Annotated in this window: 20 protein-coding genes; 13 read left to right on the top strand and 7 right to left on the bottom strand. The window is 64.8% G+C overall.

What is annotated here, in order from left to right:
* Nucleotides 1–2 precede the first annotated feature (2 nt).
* The 3 genes from ACVK00_RS02580 to ACVK00_RS02570 all read left to right on the top strand — a co-directional run bounded on the left by ACVK00_RS02580 (nt 3) and on the right by ACVK00_RS02570 (nt 1,791).
* Nucleotides 3–770 carry an ABC transporter ATP-binding protein gene (locus ACVK00_RS02580; RefSeq protein WP_284891217.1) on the top strand — a complete coding sequence of 256 codons (768 nt, stop codon included), beginning with the start codon at nt 3–5 and terminating at the stop codon, nt 768–770.
* A gap of 357 nt (nt 771–1,127) precedes the next feature.
* Nucleotides 1,128–1,265, top strand: coding sequence for an HHHH-motif protein (locus tag ACVK00_RS02575; RefSeq protein WP_166725685.1), 138 nt, complete (start codon nt 1,128–1,130; stop codon nt 1,263–1,265).
* Nucleotides 1,266–1,326: 61 nt separating this feature from the next.
* Nucleotides 1,327–1,791 carry a hypothetical protein gene (locus ACVK00_RS02570; RefSeq protein WP_228909265.1) on the top strand — a complete coding sequence of 155 codons (465 nt, stop codon included), beginning with the start codon at nt 1,327–1,329 and terminating at the stop codon, nt 1,789–1,791.
* A gap of 140 nt (nt 1,792–1,931) precedes the next feature.
* Here ACVK00_RS02570 and ACVK00_RS02565 read toward each other — a convergent pair whose 3' ends face one another.
* The 3 genes from ACVK00_RS02565 to ACVK00_RS02555 all read right to left on the bottom strand — a co-directional run bounded on the left by ACVK00_RS02565 (nt 1,932) and on the right by ACVK00_RS02555 (nt 4,953).
* Nucleotides 1,932–2,882 (bottom strand): alpha-amylase family protein, encoded by a 951-nt coding sequence (locus ACVK00_RS02565; protein WP_284891218.1) that lies wholly within the window; start codon nt 2,880–2,882, stop codon nt 1,932–1,934.
* 109 nt (nt 2,883–2,991) lie between these two features.
* The gene (locus ACVK00_RS02560; RefSeq protein ID WP_284891219.1) at nt 2,992–4,635 is read right to left on the bottom strand and encodes a DUF2334 domain-containing protein; all 1,644 of its coding nucleotides are present in this window, start codon (nt 4,633–4,635) and stop codon (nt 2,992–2,994) included.
* Between the two features lie 12 nt (nt 4,636–4,647).
* A complete protein-coding gene (locus ACVK00_RS02555; RefSeq protein ID WP_228909271.1) occupies nt 4,648–4,953 on the bottom strand; it encodes a hypothetical protein in 306 nt (101 codons plus the stop codon).
* A 961-nt stretch (nt 4,954–5,914) separates the two neighbouring features.
* On the opposite strand from ACVK00_RS02555, the gene ACVK00_RS02550 reads away from it, so the two are divergent.
* Nucleotides 5,915–7,873 carry a glycosyl transferase family protein gene (locus tag ACVK00_RS02550; RefSeq protein WP_435521277.1) on the top strand — a complete coding sequence of 653 codons (1,959 nt, stop codon included), beginning with the start codon at nt 5,915–5,917 and terminating at the stop codon, nt 7,871–7,873.
* Complete coding sequence (locus ACVK00_RS02545) at nt 7,870–9,564, top strand: NfrA family protein (RefSeq protein ID WP_228909274.1); 1,695 nt, start codon at nt 7,870–7,872, stop codon at nt 9,562–9,564. Before ACVK00_RS02550 ends, ACVK00_RS02545 begins: the two co-directional genes overlap by 4 nt.
* Before the next feature lie 41 nt (nt 9,565–9,605).
* Here the strand turns inward: ACVK00_RS02545 and ACVK00_RS02540 are convergent, their stop codons facing one another.
* Nucleotides 9,606–10,508: a hypothetical protein gene (locus tag ACVK00_RS02540; protein WP_284891222.1), complete on the bottom strand. Its 903-nt coding sequence runs from the start codon at nt 10,506–10,508 to the stop codon at nt 9,606–9,608.
* Nucleotides 10,509–11,041: 533 nt separating this feature from the next.
* On the opposite strand from ACVK00_RS02540, the gene ACVK00_RS02535 reads away from it, so the two are divergent.
* The 5 genes from ACVK00_RS02535 (at nt 11,042) to ACVK00_RS02515 (ending at nt 16,735) form a co-directional block, all read left to right on the top strand.
* Nucleotides 11,042–12,277, top strand: coding sequence for a Crp/Fnr family transcriptional regulator (locus tag ACVK00_RS02535; protein ID WP_284891223.1), 1,236 nt, complete (start codon nt 11,042–11,044; stop codon nt 12,275–12,277).
* A 23-nt stretch (nt 12,278–12,300) separates the two neighbouring features.
* Nucleotides 12,301–13,065, top strand: a complete 765-nt coding sequence (locus ACVK00_RS02530) for a flagellar motor protein (RefSeq protein ID WP_284891224.1) — start codon at nt 12,301–12,303, stop codon at nt 13,063–13,065.
* An 18-nt stretch (nt 13,066–13,083) separates the two neighbouring features.
* Nucleotides 13,084–13,770: an OmpA/MotB family protein gene (locus ACVK00_RS02525; protein WP_228909278.1), complete on the top strand. Its 687-nt coding sequence runs from the start codon at nt 13,084–13,086 to the stop codon at nt 13,768–13,770.
* A 211-nt stretch (nt 13,771–13,981) separates the two neighbouring features.
* The gene (locus tag ACVK00_RS02520; protein ID WP_284891225.1) at nt 13,982–15,844 is read left to right on the top strand and encodes a methyl-accepting chemotaxis protein; all 1,863 of its coding nucleotides are present in this window, start codon (nt 13,982–13,984) and stop codon (nt 15,842–15,844) included.
* A gap of 102 nt (nt 15,845–15,946) precedes the next feature.
* On the top strand, nt 15,947–16,735 hold the full coding sequence (locus ACVK00_RS02515; protein WP_284891226.1) for a hypothetical protein: 789 nt from the start codon (nt 15,947–15,949) through the stop codon (nt 16,733–16,735).
* A gap of 126 nt (nt 16,736–16,861) precedes the next feature.
* Here ACVK00_RS02515 and wecB read toward each other — a convergent pair whose 3' ends face one another.
* On the bottom strand, nt 16,862–18,079 hold the full coding sequence (gene wecB / locus ACVK00_RS02510; RefSeq protein WP_284891228.1) for a non-hydrolyzing UDP-N-acetylglucosamine 2-epimerase: 1,218 nt from the start codon (nt 18,077–18,079) through the stop codon (nt 16,862–16,864).
* A gap of 1,163 nt (nt 18,080–19,242) precedes the next feature.
* Here wecB and ACVK00_RS02505 point away from each other — a divergent pair.
* Both ACVK00_RS02505 and glmS read left to right on the top strand, forming a co-directional pair.
* Nucleotides 19,243–20,331: a hypothetical protein gene (locus ACVK00_RS02505; protein ID WP_228909285.1), complete on the top strand. Its 1,089-nt coding sequence runs from the start codon at nt 19,243–19,245 to the stop codon at nt 20,329–20,331.
* Between the two features lie 59 nt (nt 20,332–20,390).
* Entirely contained in the window at nt 20,391–22,208 is a 1,818-nt protein-coding gene (gene glmS / locus ACVK00_RS02500; protein WP_284891229.1) for a glutamine--fructose-6-phosphate transaminase (isomerizing), read from the top strand.
* A 98-nt stretch (nt 22,209–22,306) separates the two neighbouring features.
* On the opposite strand, the gene ACVK00_RS02495 is transcribed toward glmS, so the two are convergent.
* Complete coding sequence (locus ACVK00_RS02495; protein ID WP_284891230.1) at nt 22,307–23,284, bottom strand: hypothetical protein; 978 nt, start codon at nt 23,282–23,284, stop codon at nt 22,307–22,309.
* Nucleotides 23,285–23,593: 309 nt separating this feature from the next.
* Between ACVK00_RS02495 and ACVK00_RS02490 the strand changes: the two genes are divergently transcribed.
* Nucleotides 23,594–24,004, top strand: a complete 411-nt coding sequence (locus tag ACVK00_RS02490) for an NlpC/P60 family protein (RefSeq protein WP_228910052.1) — start codon at nt 23,594–23,596, stop codon at nt 24,002–24,004.
* Nucleotides 24,005–24,071: 67 nt separating this feature from the next.
* Here the strand turns inward: ACVK00_RS02490 and ACVK00_RS02485 are convergent, their stop codons facing one another.
* Entirely contained in the window at nt 24,072–25,520 is a 1,449-nt protein-coding gene (locus tag ACVK00_RS02485) for an efflux transporter outer membrane subunit (protein WP_284891232.1), read from the bottom strand.
* Between the last annotated feature and the right edge of the window lie 111 nt (nt 25,521–25,631).

Raw genomic sequence — 25,631 nt, 5'->3', positions numbered from 1 at the left:
GCATGTACAAGCTCACCGTTGATAACCTCCACAAGAAGTTCGGCGACAACGAGGTGTTGAAGGGCGTGTCGATGAAGGCGAAGGCCGGCGACGTGATCAGCATCATCGGCTCGAGCGGCTCCGGCAAGAGCACGTTCCTGCGCTGCATCAACTTCCTCGAGCAGCCGTGCTCGGGGCAGATCACGATCGGTAGCGAACCGATCCAGACCGCGCGCGACCGCAACGGCTCGCTGCGCGTGGCCGATCAAAAGCAACTGCAGCGGATGCGCACGAAGCTCGCGATGGTGTTCCAGCACTTCAACCTGTGGTCGCACATGACGGTGCTCGAGAACGTGATCGAGGCGCCGATGGCGGTGCTCGGGATCGGCAAGGACGAAGCGGTCGCACGCGCACGAACGTATCTGGAGAAGGTCGGTCTCGCGCCGCGCGTCGAAGGCATGTATCCGTCGCACCTGTCGGGCGGCCAGCAGCAGCGTGTCGCGATCGCGCGTGCGCTCGCGATGGAGCCCGAGGTGATGCTGTTCGACGAGCCGACATCGGCGCTCGATCCGGAACTCGTCGGCGAAGTGCTGAAGGTGATGCAGAAGCTGGCCGAGGAGGGCCGCACGATGGTCGTCGTCACGCACGAGATGGGCTTCGCGCGCAACGTGTCGAATCATGTGATCTTCCTGCATCAGGGGAAGATCGAGGAAGAGGGCGATCCGCAGGAGATTCTCGTCAATCCGAAGAGCGAGCGGCTCGGCCAATTCCTGTCGGGGCGGTTGAAGTAAGTCGCCAGATCGCGTGCCGCGGATGGGCGCGCTGGATGCGCCCGTCCGGCACGCGCTGGCTTTTCGTATCCTTTCTCATTGCTTGTCGGCGCGATCGGTCATCGCGCCGTTTCTCTTCCTGTCCCCTTCTCTCGCGCACGTTCGCCCGTTCCGGCGGCGCCGCTTCATTCGAACTCCAGACCGTTGTGCTGCTGAAAGCATCGAAAGCATGTGGGTGCGCAGCCGCCAGCTTCGCCGCCGTCGAGTGGCCGATGTCAAAGATCGTCAATTATGTGCAGGTGCGGTACACGGAGATCGGGGGACCGGCGTTAAGCAGGTACCAGCCGGATGACCGGCTGACCTATCCGGGAGAGTTCCATGTACCGCATCGCGAAGATCCTGACGGCCACCGCACTGGCTTGCGCCGTTCTCGTGCCGGCCCTTGCCGAAGCGCACTCGCACCGCGTGTGCCATTTCGATCACCACCACCATCGCGAGTGCCGCTGGGTGCGGTAAGCAGGGTTGTCCCGGCGCTGCCCGGGACGCTTTCACGATTCAGGCAAATCAGGAGAGGACCATGAAAAAGATGATGTTGATCGCCGCGCTTGCTGCCGGCGTGGGGCTGTCGACCGGTGCGTTCGCGCAAGTTCCGGCCAGCGCGCCGGCGGGCACGACCGGTCTGTGCAAGGACGGGTCGTTCTATTCGGGCGCGTCGAAGAAGGGCGCATGCGCGGGTCACAAGGGGGTGAAGACCTGGTACGGCGCATCGGCTGCTGCGGCGGCCAGCGCACCGGCCGCGGCGCCCGCGATGGCGGCATCCGCTGCTCCGGCATCGGCCGCCGCGCCCGCGAAGAGCGCGCCGGCGACGACCGCGGCTGCGCCGGGCGGCGGCGCGGGCAAGGTGTGGGTCAACGACAGCACGAAGGTCTATCACTGCTCGACCGACAAGTACTACGGCAAGACGAAGCACGGCAGCTACATGTCGGAAGCGGATGCGAAGACAAAGGGCTTCCATCCGTCGCACGGCAAGGCCTGCTCGTAAGCCGGCCGCGCGAGCGTCGGCTTGCGCATTGCCCGCGCGTTGGCTGTCGGGCATCACGCCCCGCCGTTTCGGCGGGGCGTTTTTTTACTTGGCGGACAGTCTGAAGCTTGCCGTTCGCATGGCGGCCGGGTGCGTCAGGATCACGGAATCGTTCCGGCGGGCTTGGCTGGAGGCGGATTGGTCGGCCGCGTGACGAGTTCACGCGTGAGGTTGTCCGACACATAGTGCGGGCCATCGAACAGATAGACCGGATAGCCGCGATACGTCGCCAGCTGCTTGCTCAGTTCCTCTGCGCTGGCCGCACGAAAGCCACCGTGCTCGGCGGGCCGGAAGGCTTCCGCGATCATCCGCACGCGTTGCTTTCCGAGGCGCGCGGCCAGCTCGTCGAGATAGACGCGGGCGACGTACGGTTCGCGCGCATAGACGCCGCAACCGTCCTGGAAGAACACGCCGATGTCCGCGGGCAGCCACGATGCGAGCCAGTCGGCCAGCGCCTTACCGCCGATATTGGTCTGGTCGTAGACGCTGACCCACAGCGGACGCGGCAAGCGCTTCAGGATCTCGGCGAGTTTCGGCGCGTCCTGCCAGGTCGGATCGATTTCGACGGGGAAGTAGTAACCAGTCACATGCAGCGGGACGTGTGCGCGCGCCACCTCCGCGGACTGGTTCGCAAGCGTCGCCAGATGGGTGCGTGCACGCCTTTCGTCCTGGTAGCCGGCCAGGCCCAGAATGACGTTCCTGGCCCACGGTTCGCGACCGATGCGCTCCCAGTCGGGAAGGTGCGCCGCGGTACGGATGCCGGTGTTCGGCACGTACGCGGTATCGTCGACGACGCTCCACTGGATCAGCAGATCGTGCACGCCCAGCATCTGCCAGTTCCCGACGGGATTCGTCGTCGCGTTGTCCAGTTGCCACACGATTCCGTCGGCATGCACGTCGTGCGCCGTCCAGCTACACGCGGCCATGGCGAGCGACGCGCCGATCGCCGCGAGCGTCGCCGTGCGCGCGCGCCGGCGCGGCCGCCCTGCGTGCCGGAACCGGCCCATACGCTGTCGAATCGTGCGCAAGGCCGGGATGGCGTACTTGATCATCGCTGCCTCCCCGGAACCACTCTTACGCGTCATCGTAGCCGATCAAATGCAGGCGTGCGACCCGCGTTGCCGCAGCGGGTCGCACGCACGGGGCTTTCGCCGGCGAGCGTCACTTGGCCGTCGTGCCGTCCACCCACGTGTAGCCCAGGTTCGTGATGCCGGTCACGACGCTCTGGAAGTCCTGGTAAGCCGGCAAGCCGAGATCGGGTTCGAGCCAGTAAGGATGGAAGAAGAACGACGCAAAGCCGTCCCGCACCGCCAGGCCGTACTGGGCGTTGGTGACGAGTTGCTGCCACGTGTACGTGATGCACGAGAACGGGTCGATGTTGCAGATGTTGTACTGGATGCTGCCCAGGTTTTCCGGGATGATCCGCTGCCCGTAGTAATCGGAGTTGATGATGTACGGGAAAAACTGCCCGGCCGAAAAGTCCTGGTTGGCTGCGCCTGTACCGATTTGCGGATTGGTCGACGTGTAGTAGACGGCCCGCTGGAACGTGGTCGGGAACGTCTGCGCCGTGGCCGCCGACGCGTTCGGCGACATCTGGTACTGCGGCGCGGCCCAGCCGACGATGTGGTAGCCGTTGAGCGTGAACTCGAGCATGCCGTCGGCCATTCTGCCTTTCGCCCACTGCACGGAGTCCTCTACGACCGGACGATTCTGCACCGCGTACCAGAACTCGTAGTCGCTGCCGCTGACCGCGGTCAGAAGGTTCGGTGTCGAGTCGTACTGGTGCGTGTAGCCGTGCATCACGATCGAGCCGCCGCGCAGGAGCGCATAGTTCAGCGCGCTCTTGAGGCCCGTTGCCTGCGCGAGGTGAATCGTCTCCGGACGGCCGCCGGTGTAATACCCGTTCGGATCGGTATACAGCGGAATGGTCGCCATCGTGAACTTGATCCTCTTCGAGTACAGGTAGTCCGTCAGCTGTCTCATCGAACTCGTCGTCGTGTACGCGTCAAGATCCTCGAGACGAACGAGCGCACGGTGATTCACCGGTGCATTGGTCTGCAGGATGTCGTGCAGGATGTCGCAGATCACGAGATAGCGATCCGTCGGGCCGATGTACGAGAATGGCATGTCCGCGAAATACCAGAGCTTGCCCGAGCGAACGACGTAAGGCGTGGTGGCGCCGCTCTTGCTGTTCTTGATGGTGACGAGCACTTGGGCCTTGGTGGCGTCGAGGACCTGGGTCAATCCGACGTCGGGATCCGCACTGATGGCACCCGACGACGCGTCATATGCGTAATACTTGACCATCGGCAGGTTCTTGTACGTGATCGTATCGTAGAAGCCTGGATTCGGATTGCTCGACGAAGGCGACGCGTTCATCCCGGCAAGGCCCGTGAAGCTGAACCCGAAGGTCTGGTTGAACGTGTAGGCCGTGTTCCATGCGAGCTGCCACAAGTTGTACTTGAACCAGACCACGGTTTTCGTCGCGGTCATCACGTCGCTCATGAACGCCGCCGGAATCGGATTGTTGTAGTAGTCGCCGATGTAGAACGTGGCATCGTGGCTGCCGATCATGCCGGCCGTGTAGTTCTGTATCGGGACCAGGTCGACGGTCGTATTGAAGTGGCCGAGCAGGTTCCTCAACATGATGCTGTACATCAGCCCGAGCTTCGAGTACGGGTCGTTGGCCGGGTTGTCGTACAGCACGAGCGTGTGTGCGGTAGTGACCTGCGCATGCGCGGTGACCGGCAAGGTCAGTTGCGCGAGTCCGGCAAGCAGGGCTATGACGATCAAGATCTTTTTCATGGCCGTTTCTCCCTATTCGCGTTCGACGTTGCCGCCGTTTCTCTTCACGAGGCTCCTGTTGAACTTCGGGCGCCCGGTCTCCTTGTATGCCTTGTCCCAATCCTCCTCGGACATGCCTGGCTTCACGATGGTGTTGGCCGAGCCGTTGGGTAAGGGAGGGGCCTTGATCTTGCCGTGAGACGACTGGTTCGTCTGCTGAGCACTCGCCTCCGGCGCCGTGCCGATGACGACGAGCGCGGGAACCAACGTCAGGACCAGCCCGGCGGTGCTCAACCCGATTCGAAAAGATTGGTAGCGATGCGAAGGCATGATTTTCATCCTTTGATATGCAAATTAAGTTTTTCCCCTTAACGAAACGAGCGCGTTGAATTGCCGATTTAAATCGGGTCGTTATGTCGTGAGTTTTTGCGCGCTTCTACCCGATAAAAAAACGAAACCGGATACCGTTGCTTCCAAGCTAGTTCCATACCATCTGCCGCTAATGGGCGTCGGGGCGAGACGTCGAAACCGGCACGTCGCGACAGTCCCAAATTGCTTTCGATAAACGTTTCATGCCTGCAACGCACGCGTTTTTTCGAATCCAGTCCGGCAAGCGTGCATCCGGCGTGGTCGGACGATTCGGGAAAAGCCGGTTGCGCGCTGAACGTCGCACCTGGAACAAGGCAATCGAGTCGATCGGCGCGCACGTGCGATATCGGTTCGGATACGGGATTTTTCGTGAGACGCCGATCCTTCCTGCCCCGGTAGATAGCCGAACCGCGTGGCGATGCTCCGATCGCGTCGAACGGCGCGCGGCGCCGACCTGTCAGGCTGCTTTCAGAGGATCGCTCACGTAGTGTTGCAGCGCTGAAACGTTTGGGCCGGATTCGAGCCGGCAATCGTGTGACGTCACCCCCGGGGGCTCGGCATGCCAAGGGCGGCGCGGCGATGGCGCACGACTTGCTAGAACAGCAGTGCGCGGAGAAGACGGTGCCCGGGGCGCACTGCGAGGCGCCAGATCGCAACACGGCTGCAAGCATCGGCGAATGCGGGGCGGCGGCAAGCAGTGAAATCGGCTGTCGAAAGTCATCCACTGAACACGTTGCGTTTTTGAGGATGTTACGTGGCCGTATCGATAGCGCTCGACGCGTGATCCGGGTCTGTCGAGAGCGGCGGGTGCGGGTGCGGCGCCGCATCGGGGTGGACATGACGGGGGCGACGGGGACGGGGAGAGATTCGTCTTGCGTTGGTTCGGCGGAGAGGAAGCGAAGGCGAACGATCGAAGAACGCGGAAGGGGTCATGGATAATATGATATGGAGTACGTATCTATATGCGATCAATATCGTCGCCATTGTGACCGCCATCGTCATCCTGGTCAGCACGCTGGATGACCTCACGCTGGACGCCTGTTACTGGTGGTTCGAACTCGGGCGGATCTTGCGTCGCGAGAAAGCGCAGACCGTCGATATCGGCATGCTGCGCGCGCTGGAAGAGCGCCATCTGGCACTCATGGTGCCGGCGTGGAAAGAGTATGACGTGATCGCCAAAATGATCGAGAACACCCTGGCGACCCTCGAGTACGAGCGCTATGTCATCTTCGTCGGCACCTATCGCAACGACGCCGAAACCACGTCGGAAGTCGAACGGATGGTGCGCCGGTATCCGGGCAGGGTGACGCGCGCAACGGTCAGGAACGACGGGCCGACCTGCAAGGCGGATTGCCTGAACTGGATCATCGAAGCGATCCTGCGCTACGAGGAAGTCCATCATATTCGATTCGCAGGCGTCGTCATGCACGACTGCGAAGACGTCATTCATCCGGTCGAACTCAAGTACCTCAATCATGCGGTAGCGGAAAGCGACCTGGTTCAGCTCCCGGTCCTGTCGTTGCCGCGAAAATGGAACGAGTTCGTCGCCGGCTGCTATCTCGACGATTTCAGCGAAACGCACCAGAAGGACGTGCCGGTACGAGCCCGCCTGACCGGCGTCGTGCCGGGCGCGGGCGTTGCATCATGCTACAGCCGCCGTTCGATCGAGGCGGCGATGAAGGCGCGCGACGGTTCTCCGTTCAACACGAGTTCGCTGACCGAAGACTACGACTTCAGCTTCCGGTTGAAGGATCTCGGCATGAAGGAAACGTTTGCCCGCTTCGCGCTTTCGGACGCCGTGCACGATGCCGGCCAAGAGCGTGCGGAGGCCGGCGCTGGCAATCGAAACCTGCTGGCCACGCGCGAGTACTTCCCGAAGACGTTTCGCACCGCCTACCGGCAGCGCACGCGCTGGATCCTCGGCATCGCCTTCCAGGGCTGGGAGCAGCTCGGCTGGAAGGGCGACCTCCTCACCCGCTATATGTTCTTCCACGATCGCAAGGGCATCGTGACGTCGCTGTTTTCGGTGGTGGCCTATGGCGTGCTGCTCAACTTCGTGTTGCTTGCCTTTCTTCAGAAAAGCGGCGGCATCATCCCCGCCGGCGCTCATGTCGTGATGGGCGGTGCATGGGTGGCGCCGCTGCTGTGGGTCAACACCGCCATGCTGTTTGCCCGCGCCGGGCAGCGCTACCACTTCGTCAGCAAGCTGAACGGCCCACTCCAGGGGCTGCTGTCGATCCCCCGGATGTTCGTGAACAACCTGATCAATTTCTGCGCGGTGAGTCGCGCGTGGCGCATCTATGTCGGCCACCTCGTGAACGGCAGGCCGATCGCGTGGGACAAGACCAGTCACACCTACCTGTCGAACGAAGAACTCGGGAAAGAGCGGCGCAAGGTCGGCGAGATCCTGGTCAGCTGGGGCGTCGTCTCCCTGGAGCAGCTGCAGGCGGGGCTCGAGAAACAACTGACATGCGGCAAGCGGCTCGGTGAACTGTTGCTCGAATGCACCGAGCTGTCCACCGAATCGCTGGCTGATGCGCTCGCCGAGCAGGCGGAGTTGCCGCGCGTGAGCCTGGGCAACGTCGCGGTCGGTCACTTCGCGGACTCGCTGGCATTCGAACTGCAGTACGCGTATCGCGCGGTCCCGTTTTCGACCGCGGACGACGGGACGCTCAATATCGCGGTCGGGCGCCCGCTCACGCCGGACGAACAGGACGTCGTGCGGCGCGGCGCCAGATCGAACGTCGCCTATTTCATCGCCTGCGATGCCGAGATTGCCACCGAACTCGCGCGGCACTCGCGCTTCGTCGACATCGCGCGGCTGCGCGACGGCGATGACGCGACGCCGCAGGCATCTGCGGCAAAAAGGCCGTCGGGAGAACAGGCATGAAGCGCGCGACACGACCCATCGCGGCCGGCCTCAAGCGTTGCGCACGGTTGAGCGCGCTGGCGCTCGCCGTGTCGCTTGCCTGGCAGGCGCCGGCATCCGCGGCCCAGCCGCTCACTGCGAAGGCCTACCGGCTCGCCGACGGCGCATACAAGGCGATCAACGCCGGCGACCTGCCGCGCGCGGACGAGTATGCGTCGCGTGCCGTCAAGATTCAGCCGGGGAGCGAGCAGCTCGCGCTGCTGCTTGCGGATGTGTACCGGCGCGAAGGAAAGGTCGATGAAGCGGACGCGCTGCTGGAATCGCTGAGCGTGCGTTTTCCGAAGAGCGCGGCGGTGCTGGCGCAGCATGGCTACCTGGCGCAGCGGCAGATGCGCTACGACGTTGCGTGCCGCGATTTCTCGGCCGCCGTCGCGACCGGAAAATGGAGCCACGAGCAGCAGCGCAACCTGCGTCTCGCATGGTCCGACAGCGCGCTCGCGGATAATCGCCCGCATGAAGCCGGCATTGCACTGGCGCCGCTGGCCGATGAAAAATCGGCCGTGGTTCAGGTGCGTATCGCACAACTGAGCCTGCAGGCCGGTGATCGCGAAAGCGCCATCCGCATGGCGGAGCTGGCGGCCAGCGACGCATCGACGGATGCGGAACGCAACATGGCTGCGTCGATCGCGGCGCAGGCGCGGCAAGTCGACGCGCCGCCGCAGGCGGCGGTCGACGATAGCGCGCAGCAGAAGCTGCAGCACGCCTATGACCTCCTGCGCGAACACGACGATCGCGCCGCGCTGGACGCATTTCGGGAGGGCTTCGCCGGTGGCGCCGGCAACGCGATGAACTACGCGGACGCCGGCTATGCCGCGAAGCGGATCGGATTGAACGAGCAGTCCGTCCAGTTGTTCGAACACAGCCTCGACGCCGACGAAAACGAACACGCGTTCGATGCGCAGCGCAAGTTCGGCTATCGGCGGGAAGTGGAACAGCTGGAGCGCACTTGGGGTTTCGTGCTGAGCGCGCCATACCAGTCGGCCGCGTTCGGCCCGCAAGGCACCATCAGCGTGCTTCAGCCGGGTATCGAGGCGTACTGGCAGCCGCCGAAGATCGGCTATCAGAACGGTCGCATCTTCCAGTTCTTCGTGCGCGGATACGGCACGGCCTACGACGGCTCGGGCAACGTGACCGGGATGCCGACCGTGCAAGGGTCGGTGGGCGCGCGCTACAAGCCGATACCCGACCAGAACGTGGTGTTGACCGCCGAGCGGTTGTTCCATGTCGGCAGCCTGTCGATGACGGACTGGCTGATGCGGGTGGGCTATTCATCGGAGGGGGGCACCGACCTGCGGGTCACCGAACCGAGCTGGCGGAGCTGGCAGGCTTACGTCGAAGGTGCGTATTTCATCAAGGCGGGCCGCTACATCATTTATTCGGAGCTGCGTTACGGGCACACGTGGCGTTTGCCGGCGCTCAGCGACCGGCTGACCGTCTACCCCCACGTCGCGGTGGCAGGCGATCACGACAATCGTGAGCCGAACAGGACGGCAATCGGTGTGGGGCCCGGCATCCAGTTCAGGTACTGGTTTCGCGAAGGCAGGTATACCGCGCCGGCAAGCTATCTCGATGTGACGGTGCAATACCGTTTTCCATTGACGTCAGCGGCACGCGCACGTGGTCTCGTCGTACGCGCGACATTGTGGTTCTGAGCGACTGCGCTGACGTTGGAACGGTTCGTGGATGAGCCCGATCAGTTGGGCGACTTCAGCGTGATGATGGTTTGGCGCAACAACTGGAAGTAGGAGCTCGTCGAATACGGGAGCATCTGTTCGGCGTAGTTCCACCAGAAGAATCCGCCGATGAAACGCGGATCGTTCATGCTGTTGACCATCGGATAATACGTCTTGATCAGGTTCTGCTGCACCGACGCCGGCGCGGAAATTTGCGACGTGCCGATTTCGCCGAAGCCGACCTTGGCATTCGGGAAGATGTTTTCGAGCGCCGCGAAATCGCTATTCCACGAGGGATTCAGCCCCGTGCAATCCTGATACGGGTAGTAGCTGAACAGCGCGTAGTCCGCCTGCTGGCGCACCGTTGCCGGCAGGAAGGCCGTTGGCCAGGTCTTCCAGTAATCCTGGGGTTTCTCCCAACAGTTGTTACCCTTGCTGTCGTCGTTGTAGTACAGCGTGATCGCGGTCTTGCCGCCGTTCGATTTGACGATCGTGTTGGCCGCGGCGACCATCTGGCCGATCTGCTGCTCTTGCGAATTGACCACGGTATTCGTGCCGCTCGGGTCGTTGCGCAACCATTCGCCGTTGATTTCGTTGGCGATTTCCCACACGTCGACGGTGTTCTTCAACTGCGACACCAGTTCCTGCGTTCGCGCCTTGTACGTCGCGAGATCCGTCGGGAAATAGTACGAATCGTAGACCTCGCCCATCACATACGCGACCGCGTGCAGGCGCAGCAGCGGTGCGTAGTAGTCGGCGGCCGACGTGCCCGGATCAAACACGACACGCACGGTCGGTCGGTACGGCAGGTTCTGGAGCGACGCGACGATCGCATCGAGCTTCGTCAGGTCGTCGAGCGTGACGCCGTAGACCGGATTCTTCAGCGGTTCGACCTGGGCGCTGGCCGTTTGGGACAGGGGCATCAGCCCCGCATACGCCACGCATGCGGCAACGGCCGTGCGCGAGATAGTTTTCGTCAGTTTAATCAAAACTTCATTCCATCCTAAGGTAAGAAGAAGCGCGATTTTAGACGAAAATAAAAGGTAATTATCTGACAATAGGCGAAGTAAAGGGGCCGAATGCCGCGCTGCAGCAGTCGCCCGAGCGGGGCTGTCGCGAGATAAAGGCAGCATCCCGAAGCGATCCTGACGGGCCGACCGAACGGCGAATTCCGTCGTTGTACCGTTGCGCGTCCCACGCATCGTCGCGTTGTCTGTCGGTCGGCCGGGCGTACGGCAGGCGGATGCATCGAGGAATCTTCCGAAGATGCGCATTCGTTCGACGATGCGCATTCGTTCGCAAACGTTTCACCTTGATTTTCAGCAAAAACGAGCAGGAATTCGCTAAAGGATGCGCGGCGCGATGACGTTAAAACGGGCACGGGGACGACTGTCGATGGCATGCATGCGACATGCGACGTGCAGTCCGCAATAACCAGCGCAGCAGGGGAATCGACTTGAACCGTCAGCAATCATGGACGCGCACGGCCGCGCCCGGCGAGATCATCTACTCGGAGGGCTTCGCCGGCGAGCCCGTCATCTTTCTGATCGCCGACGGCAAGGTCGAGCTGTCGACGCGCTGCGAAGACAAGCGCGTCGTCGTCGCGACGCTCGGGCGCGGCGAGTTCTTCGGCGAATCGGCGCTGCTCGCGGCCGAGCCTCGCGCGCATACCGCCAAGGCGCTGTCGTTCTGTCAGCTCACGGTCGTGCCGGCCGCGGTGCTCGACGAAGAGATCGAGCACGTGTCCGCGCTGCTGCGTCATGTCGTGCGCACGATGATCCGGCGCGTGAAGCGCAAGGACGACCAGCTCGCGACCTATACGCACGCCGATTTCATGCCGGGCGTGCTGTCGTATGCGCACGTGCTGTCGCTGATGGCGGGCGCCGACACGCGCGCCACGGACGACGCGTGGTCGCGCCGGCCGATGCAGGCGCATGCGGCGGAAACGTCGGTGCCGCTCGCGGACGTGATCCGCCGCTGTCGCGCGATCGCCGGCCATTCGCGCCCGCACGTGCTCGCGATGCTGCACCGCATGGAGAAGCTCAATCTCGTCACGATCGAAGCCGCGCAGGCCGACCATGCCGGCGCGGCCGATTACGCGGGTTCGTCGGATGCGCGCCAGGTCGTCACGTTCGATGCCGCGCGCGTGATCGATCGCGCGCAGCAGGTCGCCGATCACGATCTCGACCTGTCGATCAACAGCGAGCTGGAGCTGATCGAGCTGGCCGATCTGGAAGCGCTGATCGGCGTCGACCGGAAGCTGCTGCTCAACAAGCTGTCGCACGGCGAAATCGCCGACGAGGTGTTCGCGTTCCGCAAGTCGAAGGTGCTCGGCTACGTCGAACAGAAAGGCGTCGCGTATTTCTCGCGCCGCAGCCCACGCGCCGGCGGCGACGTGCGCGCGCTCGAGGACATCGTGTGGGTCGATCAGCGCACGCTGTTCGACGTGATCAGCGCATTCGACACGTACGATCTCGCGAAGCTGATCGCGAGCCTCAACGATCGCGCGGTGGCCGACAAGCTGTTCTCCGTGATGACGGAGGCGCGGCGCAACGAAGTGTCGTGGGTGATGCGTCGCGAGCTCAAGCTCGATCCGATCGAGATCGAGGAGATCGAGCAGCGCGTGCTCGATGCCGTGCGTGTTGCCAAGGCGCCAGCGCCGTCCGCGCCCTTGGCTGCATCCGACGCGTAACACACGATCCGACGGAGACGCATATGGACCTGTTGACCCTGGCCGGCGTGGTGCTCGGCGGCGCGGCCATCGTATTCGGCTTCGCGCTGGAAGGCGGGCATTTCTCGACGCTGTTCCAGTTCGAAGCGCTCGTCATCGTGCTCGGCGGCACGCTCGGCGCGGTGATGATCCAGAACACGTGGGTGCGCTTCTTCGATGCGGTGAAGCAGTTGCGGCTCGCGTTCGTGCGCGCGCAGGAAGTCGATCGCAAGCACCTGACCGACCTGCTGGAGTGGGGCGATCGCGCGAAGCTCGACGGCTTGCTCGCGTTCGAATCGATGGACGTGAGCGGCATTCATCCGTTCGCGCGGCGCGGGCTGGAACTGCTCGCGAACGGCGTGTCGACCGCCGTGCTCGAGGACGCGCTGCACCGCGAGCTCGACGCCTACGAGCGCAGCCGGCTCGCGGCCGCGCGCGTGTGGCAGCAGGCCGGCGGCTATGCGCCGACGTTCGGCATTCTCGGCTCGGTGCTCGGGCTGGTCCAGGTGACGAGCCACATTCTCGAACCGGCGCAGCTCGGACCGGGCATCGCGGTCGCGTTCATCGCGACGCTCTATGGCCTCGCGTTCGCGAACCTCGTGTTCCTGCCGCTCTACGGCAAGCTGCGCGCGCAGATCGACAGCGAGCTGCGTTTTCGCAAGCTGTATCTCGACGGCTTGCTCGCGATCTCGCGCAAGGAGTCGCCGCATACGATCGAAACGCGGCTGACCGGCGACGTGCGCGGCCGCGCGGCGGAGTCGCTCGCATGACGCACCGGGAGCTTCGACATGACGGCTCGAACTGACGGCGCGCGTGCGGCCTCGGCCGCGGCCGACCGCGACGACGATGAAGCGGAAGGCACGCAGTCCGGACGCTGGCTGATTTCCTACGCGGACCTCATCACGACGCTGATGGTGCTGTTTCTCGCGCTGTACGTGCTGCAGCTCGCGAAATACAACGCGCTCGATGCGCGATATCAGACCCTCGCGCGGCACGACGGCGGTGCGGCAAGTGTGACTGCGGCCGCACCTGCGACACCCGAGCGCGCGCCGGCGTGGCTGGCCTCGCTCGATGCGCTGAAGACGAACGGCCGCATCTCGCTCGTGCGGGCGCCGCACGGCATCGAGATCGGCATCGATGCGAAGATCCTGTTCAACGTCGGCGATGCGCGCCTGCTGCCCGACGCGACGCCGGTGCTGAGCGAGATCGCGCGGGCGCTGAGCGAGCATGCGACCGGCGACATACTCGTCGAGGGGCATACCGACAGCGCGCCGATCGCGAACGCGAAATACGAATCGAACTGGGAGCTGTCATCCGCGCGGGCGGGCAGCGTCGTGCGCTATCTGGCCGAGCGCGGCGTCGCGCCCCATCGGCTCGCGGCGATCGGGCGAGCCGACACGCAGCCGCTCGTCGCCGGCGACGATGCGCCCGCGCGGGCGCGCAACCGCCGGGTGACGATCTTCGTCGCATATTGATCGCACGACGCACGACGCACGACGCACGACGCACGACGCACGACGCACGACGCACGACGCACGACGCACGACGCGCGGCGGGCCGCCACGCCCGCCCGGCGACGACATATCGGATCCCGCATGACGGACATGTGAAATCGGCGATGCGATTTCGCGCGTGCCTGCCGATAACCCAAGCTGGCTCAGACCGAGCGGTTATCGAGGGTTCCCCATGCATTTCTGGCGCAAGCTGTCCATTCAGAACAAGCTGATTCTCAGCATGACGAGTTGCCTGCTCGTGTTCGTCGCGATCTCGAGCGGGTTGAGCGTCCGCCTGATCGGTCACGCGGTGCGCGATCGCGTCGTCCGCGAAGAGCTGCCGACGGCCGTCAGCGGCATCCGCGCCGACGTGCAGCGGCAGATGGCCGGACCGATCGCCGCGTCGCGCCAGCTCGCGCGCGATGCGTTCCTGCTGCAATGGGAAGCCGACGGCGAGCCCGACGCCGGCACGCGCAACTGGATCCAGCTTGCGAAGAACGTGAAGGACGAGCAGAAGGCAGCATCCGTGCAGTGGGTGTCGGTGAAGAGCGGCAACTACTACAACGAAGGCGGCCTGCAGCGCAAGGTCACCGACCAGGATCGGTGGCTGACGAACTTCCTCGCGGCGGGCAAGGCGTTCGACGTGAACATGGATCGCGAAGTCACGCTCGGCGGCTACATGATGTTCATCAACAGCCGCGTGGAGCTCGACGGCACGCCGATCGGCGCGGCCAGCATGAGCCTGTCCGTCGATGCGCTCGCGAAGGGCATCGCCGCGTACCGGATCGGCGAGACCGGGTTCGCGTACCTCGTGCGGCCGGATGGCGCGATCATGATGCATCGCGACACGTCGCTGATCGACGGCAAGCACTTCCTGAAAGACGAACCGGGCCTGCCTGGCGACGCGGCGTCGACGCTGCTGGCCGGCAAGCCGTATGCACATCTGAGCTACGACGGCGACGGCGGTGCGCGCTTCATCGCGACGTCGTTTATTCCGGAGCTGAATGCGTACGTGGTCGTCGAAGTGCCGCAGGCCGAACTGCTCGGCCCGGTGACGCGCGCGATTCGCAGCGCGGCGCTGGTCGCCGCGGTGGTGGGCCTTGGCGTCGCGCTGATCGTGATCTGGCTGGTCGGGCGCGCGATCGCCGCGCCGATCCGCCGCGCGGCGACGCTGCTGTCGGAGATCGCGAGCGGCCAGGGCGACCTGACGCGCCGGATGACGGTCGAGAGCGAGGACGAGATCGGCCAGTTGTCGGACGCGTTCAACCGCTTCGTGTCGTCGTTGTCGACGCTCGTCCACCGGATCCGCGCGGCGTCCGCGTCGATCGCGACCGGCTCCGCGCAGATCGCGTCAGGCAACGCGGATCTCAGCGAGCGCACCGAAGGGCAATCGAGCAACCTCGAGCGGACGGCTTCGTCGATGGAGGAAATCACGGCGGTCGTGCGCAACAACACCGAAACCGCGACGACCGCCGCGAAGCTGATCACCGGCGCATCCGATACGGCATCGCGCGGCGGGCAGGTCGTCGGTGAAGTCGTGTCCACGATGGAGCAGATCAGCGATGCTTCGCAACGGATCTCCGAGATCATCGTGATGATCGACAGCATCTCGTTCCAGACGAACATCCTTGCGCTGAATGCCGCGGTCGAGGCGGCCCGGGCCGGCGAACAGGGGCGCGGGTTCGCGGTCGTCGCGGCGGAAGTGCGGAACCTCGCGCAGCGCAGCGCGCAGGCGGCGAAGGAGATCAAGGCGCTGATCGAGCACAGCGCGGGCACGGTGAACACCGGCTCGCGGCTCGTCAGCGAGGCGGGGAAGGTGATGCGCGATGTCGTGTCGCAGGTGCAGGGCGTCAGCGCGATGATGAGCGAGATCGCCGAGGCGAGCCTGGAGCAGAGCGCGGGCATCGACCAGATCGGCGACGCGGTGCAGTCGCTCGATCAGATGACGCAGCAGAATGCGGCGCTGGTCGAGGAAAGCGCGGCGGCCGCGGAGAGCCTGAAGCAGCAGGCGGCGGAACTGACGCGACTGGTATCGGCATTCAAGGTAGATGAATGAAGCGCGCGCGACGTTAGAATGAAGCGTTTCTGAGGGACGGCTGTCGCGGGATGACGGCAGCCGTTTTCGCTGTCGGCGCGGGGTTCGGTAACGTCATAAAAAATGAAGCGCATATCAAGACTGAAGATCGGGGCGGGGGTGGTGGTGGTCGCGGCGCTGCTTGCCGCGGTCGGGGCGAAGGTGATCGCATCGCCGGCGGAGTCGTATCTTGCCTATCGGAACCAGGCCGCGGCGAGCCTGGCGGCGGCGCGGATGGAGGATCGGGCGGCGCTCGACAAGCAGTACACGGCCGACGTGAATGCACGGCTCGCCAAGCTGATCGGCACGGTCCGGGCGAAAGGGTTTGCCGCGAAGTCGGAGGGCACCGTGCAGAGTGTCGGCCCCGTCGACGGGATGCCGCCGGGGCCGGACGGGTTGTCCTTCAAGTCGGAGGACGGCAAGACGAATCTCGTCGTGACGACGGTTGCGCTGCTGAAGGCCTGGGCGGGTACCGCGGATGCCGGCATCAAGCCGACCGACGACGTCGCCGCGATGTTCGACCATGAAGCGCTTTACACGAACGTGTTCGGCGACGACGCAGCGGCGTTTCGCTTCGCCGAATTGCCCGTCAAGCGGCAGCCGGCCGACGGCGTCGTGAAGGCGTTGCTGCTGGGCGAAAGCCAGGACGGCGTGCCGGAGGGGCCGAACACGCTGGCCGTGTCGGTCCGGCAGGGCCAACGGGTGTACATCCTTTGGAAGAGCGTGACGCTGCGCCCGATCGCGGCGTGCAGCGCGGCGCGCGTGCCCGAGGACGCGCGGCAGGCGTGTTTCGCCAAACAGGTGGCGTCCCAGCGGAGTTACCCGCGGCTGATTGCGCAGGCGCAATCGATGGCCGATGCGGTGGTCCGATAGCGGACGGCGGCGCTCGCCGGTTGTACGGTGCGATTCGACGGCGATGGACGGTGGTTCACGTGTGACGAATGACGGCCGGCGACGTCACGCGTCGCCGACCGTCGGCATGCCGTCCAATGATCGACGTCAACGCGAGCGCAACGCCTGCAACCCCAGTGTGAGCGGGTTGAACGGCATTTCCGCGGCGCCCGTCGAAAAGCTCGTCGTCTTCGCGGTCGCCCCCGGAATATGCATCAGTGCATGAATGATTCGCTCGCTTGCATGACCGTCGCCATACGGATTGCTCGCGTGCGACATTTCCTCATACGCGCGCTCGCTGTCGAACAGTCGCGACGCCTCCCAGATGATCCGTTCCTGATCCGTGCCGACGAGCCGCGCGGTGCCGGCCTGGATCGCTTCGGGACGCTCGGTCGTGTCGCGCGTGACGAGCACCGGCTTGCCGAGCGCCGGCCCTTCCTCCTGGATGCCGCCCGAGTCGGTGATGATGAAATGCGCGCGTGACATCAGGAATACGAACGAAAGATATTCCTGGGGATCGATCAAATAAATGTTCGGCACGCTGCCGAGCAGCGCGCGCGCCGGCTCGCGCACGTTCGGATTCATGTGCAGCGGATAGACGAACTGCGCATCGTGATAGCGGTTCGCGAGCGCGCAGAGCGCCTCGCAGAAATGCCGGAACGGCTCGCCGAAGCTTTCGCGGCGATGGCCGGTGATCAGCACGACGCGACGCGACGGTTCGAGAAACGGAAAGTGCGCGGCGACCGTGTCGTTGAGCTCGGCATTGTGATCGAGCATCCGTTTGACGTCGTGCAGCGCATCGATCACGGTGTTGCCGGTCATCACGACCGCACCCACCGGTATGCCTTCGCTGAACAGGTTGTCGCGAGCCTGACCGGTCGGTGCGAAATGCCATGACGACACCGCGTCGGTCACGCGGCGATTCAATTCCTCCGGCCACGGCGACCAGATGTCGCCGCTGCGCAAACCCGCTTCCACGTGTCCGACCGGCAGATAGCGGTAGAACGCGGCGAGACTCACGGCCAGTGTCGTGGTCGTATCGCCGTGCACCAGGACGACGTCAGGACGGAAGTCGTCGAAAACGACTCCGATCGCCTGAAGAATGCCGGTCGTCACGTCGGTCAGTGTCTGGCTCTGACGCATCAGATTGAGATCGTAGTCGGGCTTGATGCCGAACAACGTCAGGACCTGATCCAGCATTTCCCGATGCTGGGCGGTGACGCATACCCTGGCGTCGACATCCCGGCGCGCCTTCAGCGCGCGGACGAGCGGCGCCATCTTGATGGCTTCCGGCCGAGTCCCGAACACAAGCAAGATCTTTTTCATCGTTATCCTCGTTGAGCTTCTTCGCGCCGGGGGACCCGGCGCCTGGCGTCGGGCATCCATGCAGGCGAGTCGTCCCATGCCCGCATGCGAGCACGCTGGCCGGCACCTTGCATCGTCAATCACGTCATGAGCTTTCCTCGATGTGTTGATCGCGACGTCTGTCGGTCAGGTTGCGTACGTCACCGCGTCGCGGCGCACCGGTACCTGTCCCTGCTACGGATAGAGCAATATTCAAACCAGCGGCCCTGCGAGCGGGCCCGCGTCGCTTCGCAAACGCGGATTGCCGCGGAACGTTTCACAATTGCTACGAGCGCGATCGCCGCGCGCCGCCCCGACGCGGGTAAACATCCGACCGTTCGCGACATCGATCCGGTCATGTCATTGGAAGCACGGCAGCTTGCGTCGCGCGACGCGCTGCCGATCCAAGCGCGGGCGACCTTGCAGATCCCATGAGTCACTTTGAGATGCGATTTCTGTATAGGAATGGGTGGGACATCGTCTGCTCTCCTGCATTGTTTCCGCACAAAGGATTTCCCCGAGGCATCGCGTCGTGCGCATCGTCAGACTCGGCGGGTGCGAAATGTTGCGCATCTGAAACGCCCGCCCGGAGCGGGCTGACATATCGGCGCGATGGCTGTCGATCTGCAACGCGAGGCGCACAGGTACTTGCCCGACAGTAGCGATGGATAGCCTGTCCGCAGCGATTGGCTTCCCGGAATGGCGCTGCGCGCGGTGCTCGTGTCTTGCAAGGGGAATCCCCGCCGGAGCGCGACCGTTGATTCGGCGGTGAATCAAAAACATGCGATCCGGATCCGCAGCGTGTCGATCGAGTACTCACGGGCCCTTGCCGGACGGGGCGCGGCGATTCATGGCTCGCCCCTTGCTAGTTTCAGGAGTGACACGCGTGTCCCGACGGCGGAGAGAGCGGTGACCGGATCGCGCTGGCGCGACGGCGCCGGTCCATGAACGGAACCGGGAGGCAGACGCGTCATATGTGGAATCGTCGGCGCGGCCGCACAACGGGACATCGTTCCGACTACGACTCGGTGCCACGCGCACCCAGGTGCCCCGAACCACACCGTCGATATGTTGTTCGCCGGACGCGACGCGGCCAACGCCGCGTCCGACGATTGCGCAGGACTACCGCGCAGGAGCCCCACATCATGAACTGGCCCGCGCTTTTCCCGGCCGCACGCGCGTGCGTGGCGGCCACCGTCAGGCGGTGCCATGCGTGGCGCGTTGCCTGCTGCGTCGCCGCGTGCTGCTCCGTGCTGCACGCGGGCGCCGCCGAACTCCGGCTCAACGGGCTGTATCAACGCCCGGACGGCGCGATCACCGTGCGCCTGAACGGGGCCGGCATCGATCCTTATTTTGCGGCGAAGGCCCTGCTTGCCGCGGCCGATACGCGGATGGACGCCCGTCGGTCGGCACTTGCATGGATCGCATGGCTGTTGCCGCGCCAGCGTCCGGACGGCGGCTTCGACCGCTATTGCGTGAAGGACGGGCTGACGAACCGGTGCGCGGAAGCCGACGCGGACGACGCGATGATGGCGAGCTGGATCGAACTGCTCGCGCGCTTCGCGCCGCCCGACGGGATGCCGGCCGCGTGGGAGCTTAGCCTGAACCGCGCGGGCGCGCACCTGGATACGCTGCTCGACAAGACGAGCGGCGTCTATCAGATCTCGTCGTCGCCGCAGGTGGCGCTGCTGATGGACAACGTCGAGGTGCACAGCGCGTTCCAGGCGCTCGCCGCGTATTACGTGCGCCGCGCCGACGCCGCGCATGCGGCGCCGTGGAGCCAGCGCGCCGACCGGCTGGCGTCGGCGATCGTGAAGGTGTTCTGGCGCGGCACGCAATCCGGCTTTCGCGCGAGCACGCAGAAGATCAGCGACGCGAGCTTCTATCCGTCGAAAGTCGCGCAGATTTTCCCGCTCCTGTCGGGCGTCCAGGTGCCCGACCAGTCGAACGACAGGATCTATGCGCAGTGGATGCAGAAGTACGGCAAGACCTGGACGCAACTCGCCGGCTCCGATTTCCCGTGGGGGTTGATCGCGCTGGTCGCATACAAGATGAATGACTGGAGCACCGTCGCCTGCTGGTATGCGCGCTCGGGACCATACCGTCACGGCGCGCACTGGAATGTACTGGAGGAGGCACTGTACCTGGCATTCGAAAGCAGGATGACCGACCCGCTCGTGCCTGCCAAATGCGGGTTGACGACGGCGGAGGTCACGGTGACCGGATCGCGCTGACGCAATGGCGCACGGTTCGGCTCACGGTTCATGAACGGACAAAGGGAAGGAGGCGTTTCATGTGTGGCATCGTCGGCGCGGTTGCGCAACGGAACATCGTTCCGATTCTGATCGAAGGTTTGCGCCGCCTCGAATATCGAGGCTACGATTCATGCGGCGTGGCGACCGTCGTCGACGGCCACGCGCGCCGCGAACGCAGCGTGTCGCGCGTCGCGGATCTCGACGCGCACGTGCGCAGCGCCGGGCTGTCCGGGACCACCGGCATCGCGCATACCCGCTGGGCGACGCATGGCGCGCCCGCAACCTGCAACGCGCATCCGATCTTCTCGCGCGACGAAATCGCGCTCGTGCACAACGGCATCATCGAGAATCACGAAGCGTTGCGCAGGCAACTGTCCGACGAGCACTACGAATTCGACGGCCAGACCGACACCGAGGTCGTCGCCCACCTGATCCACAGCAAGTATCGCGGCGACCTGCTCGCTGCCGTGCGCGATGCGACGTCGCAGCTGCACGGCGCGTACGCGATCGCGGTGTTCAGCAAGCATGAGCCGCAGCGGCTGATCGGCGCGCGTGTCGGCTCGCCGCTCGTCGTCGGCCTGAAGGACGACGAATGCTTTCTCGCGTCCGACGCGCTCGCGCTCGCCGGCATCACCGATCGCTTCATCTTTCTCGAGGAAGGCGACATCGTCGAGCTGACGCCGGGCGGCGTGCGAATTCTCGAGCGCGGCGGCACGCCGGTCGATCGCCCGATCCAGACCGTCTCGTCGACGCAGGGCGTGGTCGAGCTCGGGCCGTACCGGCATTTCATGCAGAAGGAAATCTTCGAGCAACCGCAGGCGGTGGCCGCGACCATTCCCGATGCGGGGCTGTTCGATCCGGCGGCCTTCGGCCCGGATGCCGCGCGGGCGTTCGAGCAGATCGACAACGTGCTGATCCTCGCGTGCGGCACGAGCCACTATTCCGGCCTGACTGCCCGCCGCTGGCTCGAGACGATCGCGCGCCTGCCCGCGCAGGTCGAGATCGCGAGCGAATACCGTTACAGCGACGCGCTCGCGCTGCCGAATACGCTGGTGGTCAGCGTGTCGCAATCGGGCGAGACCGCCGACACGCTCGCCGCGCTCAAGTACGCGCAGGCGCTCGGTCATGTCGACACGCTCGCGATCTGCAACGTGCCGACCAGCGCGATGGTGCGTCAGACCAGCCTGCGGTTCCTGACGCGCGCGGGCCCGGAAATCGGCGTCGCGTCGACCAAGGCGTTCACGACGCAGCTCGTCGCGCTGTTCATTCTCGCGGTGACGCTGGGCCGGCTGCGCGGCTATGTCGACGATGCGCAGCTCGCCCGCTATGCGACGCAACTGCGACGATTGCCGGACGCGCTCGAGGACGTGCTTGCGCTGGAGCCGCAGATCGAGCGCTGGGCGGTGGAGTTCTCGCGGCACGAGAATGCGCTGTTTCTGGGGCGCGGGCTGCATTACCCGATCGCGCTCGAAGGGGCGCTGAAGCTCAAGGAGATTTCGTATATTCACGCGGAAGCGTATCCGGCCGGCGAGCTGAAGCATGGGCCGCTCGCGCTCGTGACGCACACGATGCCGGTCGCGACGATCGCGCCGAACGACGCGCTGCTCGAGAAGCTCAAGTCGAACATGCAGGAGGTGCGGGCGCGCGGCGGTCAGCTTTACGTATTCGCCGATGCCGATACGCGGATCGACAACAGCGACGGCGTGTCGGTGCTGAGGATGCCGGATTACTACGGGCTGCTGTCGCCGATCCTGCACGTCGTGCCGCTGCAGCTGCTCGCCTATCACGCGGCGTGCCTGCGCGGTGCGGATATCGACAAGCCGAGGAATCTCGCGAAATCGGTGACGGTGGAGTGAGGGGAAGGGGGGCGACGAGGCTGCTTCGGCGCGATGCGGAGCAGTCTCGGAATGGCGGCGGGCAAACCGACGCGATTCGCGCCCGGCCGCCCCGTCCGTTACGATTTCGCGTCGTTAGCCGGAGCGTCGTCGTCGATGCGGAACACGATCGGATCGCGCGGATAGTGCTTGATATCCGGCGATAAAGCGTACCTGCCCTCGGTCCAGTAATACACGAAGGAAACGATCAGGATCGCCAGCGAAAAGGGCAGCGACATGCGCCCCCATGCCCAGAAGGCGAGAAGCCCGAGCGCGCCGATGATCGAAAAAGCGATCATGGCCGGGCGTCGTGCTGTTGCGAGCGGCTGCCAGGTTTCAGGGTGAATCCCGGCGGCGATGAACGTCCCCGGATTGAAACGCAGCCCCTGATGTGCCAGGCCGCACAGCAGCGCGACGAGCAGTTCGTGATGATTCTTGAAGCGAACGCAGCGGATGGCACTGTCGGCGTCGTAATCCACGAGACTCGTGCGCAGCGTGAATCGCGTCGCCGGTTCGCGCTTGGCACCGCGTCGCCAGAACTGGAAACTCGCCGGCCTCATGGTCACTCGGGATGCCGTGTCGTATTCGACGTCGCAGCGCAGGTCCTCGCTGGGTACGACTTCGTGCCATTCGATGTGCCGTTCCTGCTGCAGGGCTGCCGCATTCGAGCGCTTGCCGATGCCATATCGGAAGCCGGTTGCATCCACATGAAACCAGCCGCCAGTATTCCTCATGGCCCGAATGACGATGACCACCGCCCACGCGAGGCAGCCCAATATGCCGAGCCACAAAACGAATCCAATGAAGCCGCCTCGCGCGAAAGACGCATCGCCGAATGGCGCGGTGAGCAGCCCGACGAACATCGTGCCGAAAAACAGCAGGAAGCCGATATTGATCAGATAGGTATTGAACAGGTCGGGAATTCCATCACACGATGGAATCTGCCGAAGATGCGCCGGTAGCGTAATGACGCGCGGCTGTGCACCGGTGCCCTGTCTTGATTGATTCGACGCGTCGGCGATGCCGGACGACAAGGTGCCGTCTGAGCGGGTAGTCATGGCGCGTGGCCCTTTCCGGAGGAGGTGTTCTGGAGATCGACGATTGATCAGATGGTAGTCGATCTCGCGGAATGGCTCGCATCCCGAATGCGGAATTCGCACGAAGGCGGAAAAATCCGGCACATTGTTCGCGCCTATGTCGAAAATCGGTTCGACGACGGCGGCCGGGTATCGCGGCTGTTCACGAAGCGGTGGCATCACGCCGCCACATTCATGCGAAGATTAACCCTCCGTCCGACCACCGAAGCCGAGACCGTCGTGATCCGATCGAACCCCGAGGGCAATCCGCAATCCGGTCATCCGCCGTGGATGTCCGTCGCGCTGGCCGAGCTGGGCATCCGCCGTTTCCCGCCCGGCAGCATCAATCCGCGCATCGTCGAATACAACAACCACACGAATCTCGTCGGCTACGACGACAAGATTTCGTGGTGCTCGTCGTTCGTCAACTGGTGCATGACGCATGCCGGCATTCGCGGCACGGGGTCGGCGCTCGCGCGTTCGTGGCTCGAGTGGGGTCGGCCGCTGAAGCGCCCGGTGTACGGCTGCATCGCGATCCTGACGCGCGACGATCCCGCGAGCTGGAAGGGCCACGTCGGGTTCTATCTGCGTCATGACGACGAGCACGTGCATCTGTTCGGCGGCAATCAGCTGGACGAGGTGCGTGAACTCGCGTATCCGCTGAGCGAGGTGATCGGATACCGGTGGCCCGACGCCGGCTGATCGCGCCGCCGGCCCGGCACCCCGTGCATGCACGGGCCACGGCGCCGGCGTCGCAGGGTGGCCGCGGTCAGTCCTTCGCGACGGCGACGGCCACGGCTTGCGTGTCCGTCCCGCCCGCCGCATCGTTCCTGCTCCATCCACCGCCAAGCGACCGATACAACGCGACCGCGGCCAGCGCATGCTCGCGCCTCACCTGATTGAGCGCATCCGAGTCCCGCAGATAGACCTCCTGCGCGGACAGCACATCCAGAAAATCCGTCGCGCCGCCCTTGTAGAGCTGATTCGCCAGCCCGAGCGCCTTGTTCGACGCCGCGAGCGCGCTGTCGAGCCGCCGTGTCGCTTCATCGCTGCTGACGAGGTTCGCGCGCGCATCCTCGACTTCCCGCAGCGCCTGCAGCATCGTCTGCCGCAAACCGAGTTCCGACTCGCGCATCCGGCTTTCGCTCTGCGTGATGTCGGCCGTGATCCGCCCCGCGTTGAAGATCGGGCTGGTCGCGCTCAACGCCGCGCTGAACAGGTTGTCGGTCAGCGTCGGCAACCCGAGGTACGACGCGGCAAGAATCCCGTCCGCCAGGTTCAGCGAGAACTTCGGATACCGCTCGGCCTTCGCGACACCGACCTGCGCCGCGCGCCGTTCGACCTGCGCGTAAGCAGTGAGCACATCGGGCCGTCGCAGCAGCGCCTGCGAAGGCAGCGTGGTGGGCGACCCGGCTGGCGGCGCGGGGATCGCGCCGCCCTGCGCGAGCACGAGCCGGTCGACCGACTCGGGCGTGCGGCCCGAATACACGGCGATCAGGTTGAGCTGATGCGCGATCTGCGCCTGCGTCGGCGGAATCCGCGCTTCGAGCGCATCGAGCTGGTTCTGCGCGCGCGTGACGTCGAGTTCCGTCGACAGTCCGAACGCCTGGCGCTTGCGCGTGAGCTCGAGCGCATGCTGACGGATCGCCGCGTTGTCCTGCAGGATCTTCAGTTCCTGCTGCGCCCAGCGCAGGTCGACGTACGCGGACGCCGCATCGGCCGCGAGCGCGAGCCGTATCGCATCTTCCGCATGCTGTTGTCCGACCAGCTCGGCTTGCGCGGCCAGCAGGTCGAGCCGTTCGCCGCCGAACACGTCCGGCGACCAGCTCAGCGCGAGCCCGATGCCGGCCTGCCGCACGTAGCCGAGCGGCGGCGGCGTGTTCTGGCGCGCGTCGGACGCATGCGCGGTCGCGTCGAGTTCGGGCAGCAGCGCCGCGCGCTTCTGCACGGTCAGCGCCTGCGCCTGCTTCACGCGCTCGGTGGCGGCCTGCAGATCGAGGTTGCCGTCGAGCACGGTCGCGATCAGCCGGTCGAGCACGGGATCGTGGAACCGCGCCCACCACGCGGCAGCGTCGATGTCCGCGCGCGGCACGTCGGTGTCCCACGCGGCGGGCGCGAGCGATTGAACGGAATCGTGCAGCGCGGGATGCTGCGCGGGCTGCACCGCGCAGCCGGCGGCGAACGCGCTGACGGCCAGCGCGACGAGTAGCTTTTTCATCAGAATTTGCTCCGAGAAACCCCGTCATTTCCCCCAAGGGGACTTCCTTCGGGGCGGATGGCGGGAAGGAAAGGCGTGCTGTTGACAGGCAGCTTCTTCCACGGGTTAGGA

Source organism: Burkholderia sp. PvR073 (genome assembly GCF_054055695.1).
The sequence above is the reverse complement of the archived record's forward strand: the minus strand, read 5'-3'. Positions and strand labels throughout refer to the sequence as shown.

Coding starts and splice junctions, on each gene's coding strand:
- ACVK00_RS02580 (WP_284891217.1), top strand. CDS start 3: ATGTACAAGCTCACCGTTGATAACCTCCACAAGAAGTTCGGCGACAAC.
- ACVK00_RS02575 (WP_166725685.1), top strand. CDS start 1,128: ATGTACCGCATCGCGAAGATCCTGACGGCCACCGCACTGGCTTGCGCC.
- ACVK00_RS02570 (WP_228909265.1), top strand. CDS start 1,327: ATGAAAAAGATGATGTTGATCGCCGCGCTTGCTGCCGGCGTGGGGCTG.
- ACVK00_RS02565 (WP_284891218.1), bottom strand. CDS start 2,882: ATGATCAAGTACGCCATCCCGGCCTTGCGCACGATTCGACAGCGTATG.
- ACVK00_RS02560 (WP_284891219.1), bottom strand. CDS start 4,635: ATGAAAAAGATCTTGATCGTCATAGCCCTGCTTGCCGGACTCGCGCAA.
- ACVK00_RS02555 (WP_228909271.1), bottom strand. CDS start 4,953: ATGAAAATCATGCCTTCGCATCGCTACCAATCTTTTCGAATCGGGTTG.
- ACVK00_RS02550 (WP_435521277.1), top strand. CDS start 5,915: ATGGATAATATGATATGGAGTACGTATCTATATGCGATCAATATCGTC.
- ACVK00_RS02545 (WP_228909274.1), top strand. CDS start 7,870: ATGAAGCGCGCGACACGACCCATCGCGGCCGGCCTCAAGCGTTGCGCA.
- ACVK00_RS02540 (WP_284891222.1), bottom strand. CDS start 10,508: ATGCCCCTGTCCCAAACGGCCAGCGCCCAGGTCGAACCGCTGAAGAAT.
- ACVK00_RS02530 (WP_284891224.1), top strand. CDS start 12,301: ATGGACCTGTTGACCCTGGCCGGCGTGGTGCTCGGCGGCGCGGCCATC.
- ACVK00_RS02525 (WP_228909278.1), top strand. CDS start 13,084: ATGACGGCTCGAACTGACGGCGCGCGTGCGGCCTCGGCCGCGGCCGAC.
- ACVK00_RS02520 (WP_284891225.1), top strand. CDS start 13,982: ATGCATTTCTGGCGCAAGCTGTCCATTCAGAACAAGCTGATTCTCAGC.
- ACVK00_RS02515 (WP_284891226.1), top strand. CDS start 15,947: ATGAAGCGCATATCAAGACTGAAGATCGGGGCGGGGGTGGTGGTGGTC.
- wecB (WP_284891228.1), bottom strand. CDS start 18,079: ATGAAAAAGATCTTGCTTGTGTTCGGGACTCGGCCGGAAGCCATCAAG.
- ACVK00_RS02505 (WP_228909285.1), top strand. CDS start 19,243: ATGAACTGGCCCGCGCTTTTCCCGGCCGCACGCGCGTGCGTGGCGGCC.
- glmS (WP_284891229.1), top strand. CDS start 20,391: ATGTGTGGCATCGTCGGCGCGGTTGCGCAACGGAACATCGTTCCGATT.
- ACVK00_RS02495 (WP_284891230.1), bottom strand. CDS start 23,284: ATGACTACCCGCTCAGACGGCACCTTGTCGTCCGGCATCGCCGACGCG.
- ACVK00_RS02490 (WP_228910052.1), top strand. CDS start 23,594: ATGTCCGTCGCGCTGGCCGAGCTGGGCATCCGCCGTTTCCCGCCCGGC.
- ACVK00_RS02485 (WP_284891232.1), bottom strand. CDS start 25,520: ATGAAAAAGCTACTCGTCGCGCTGGCCGTCAGCGCGTTCGCCGCCGGC.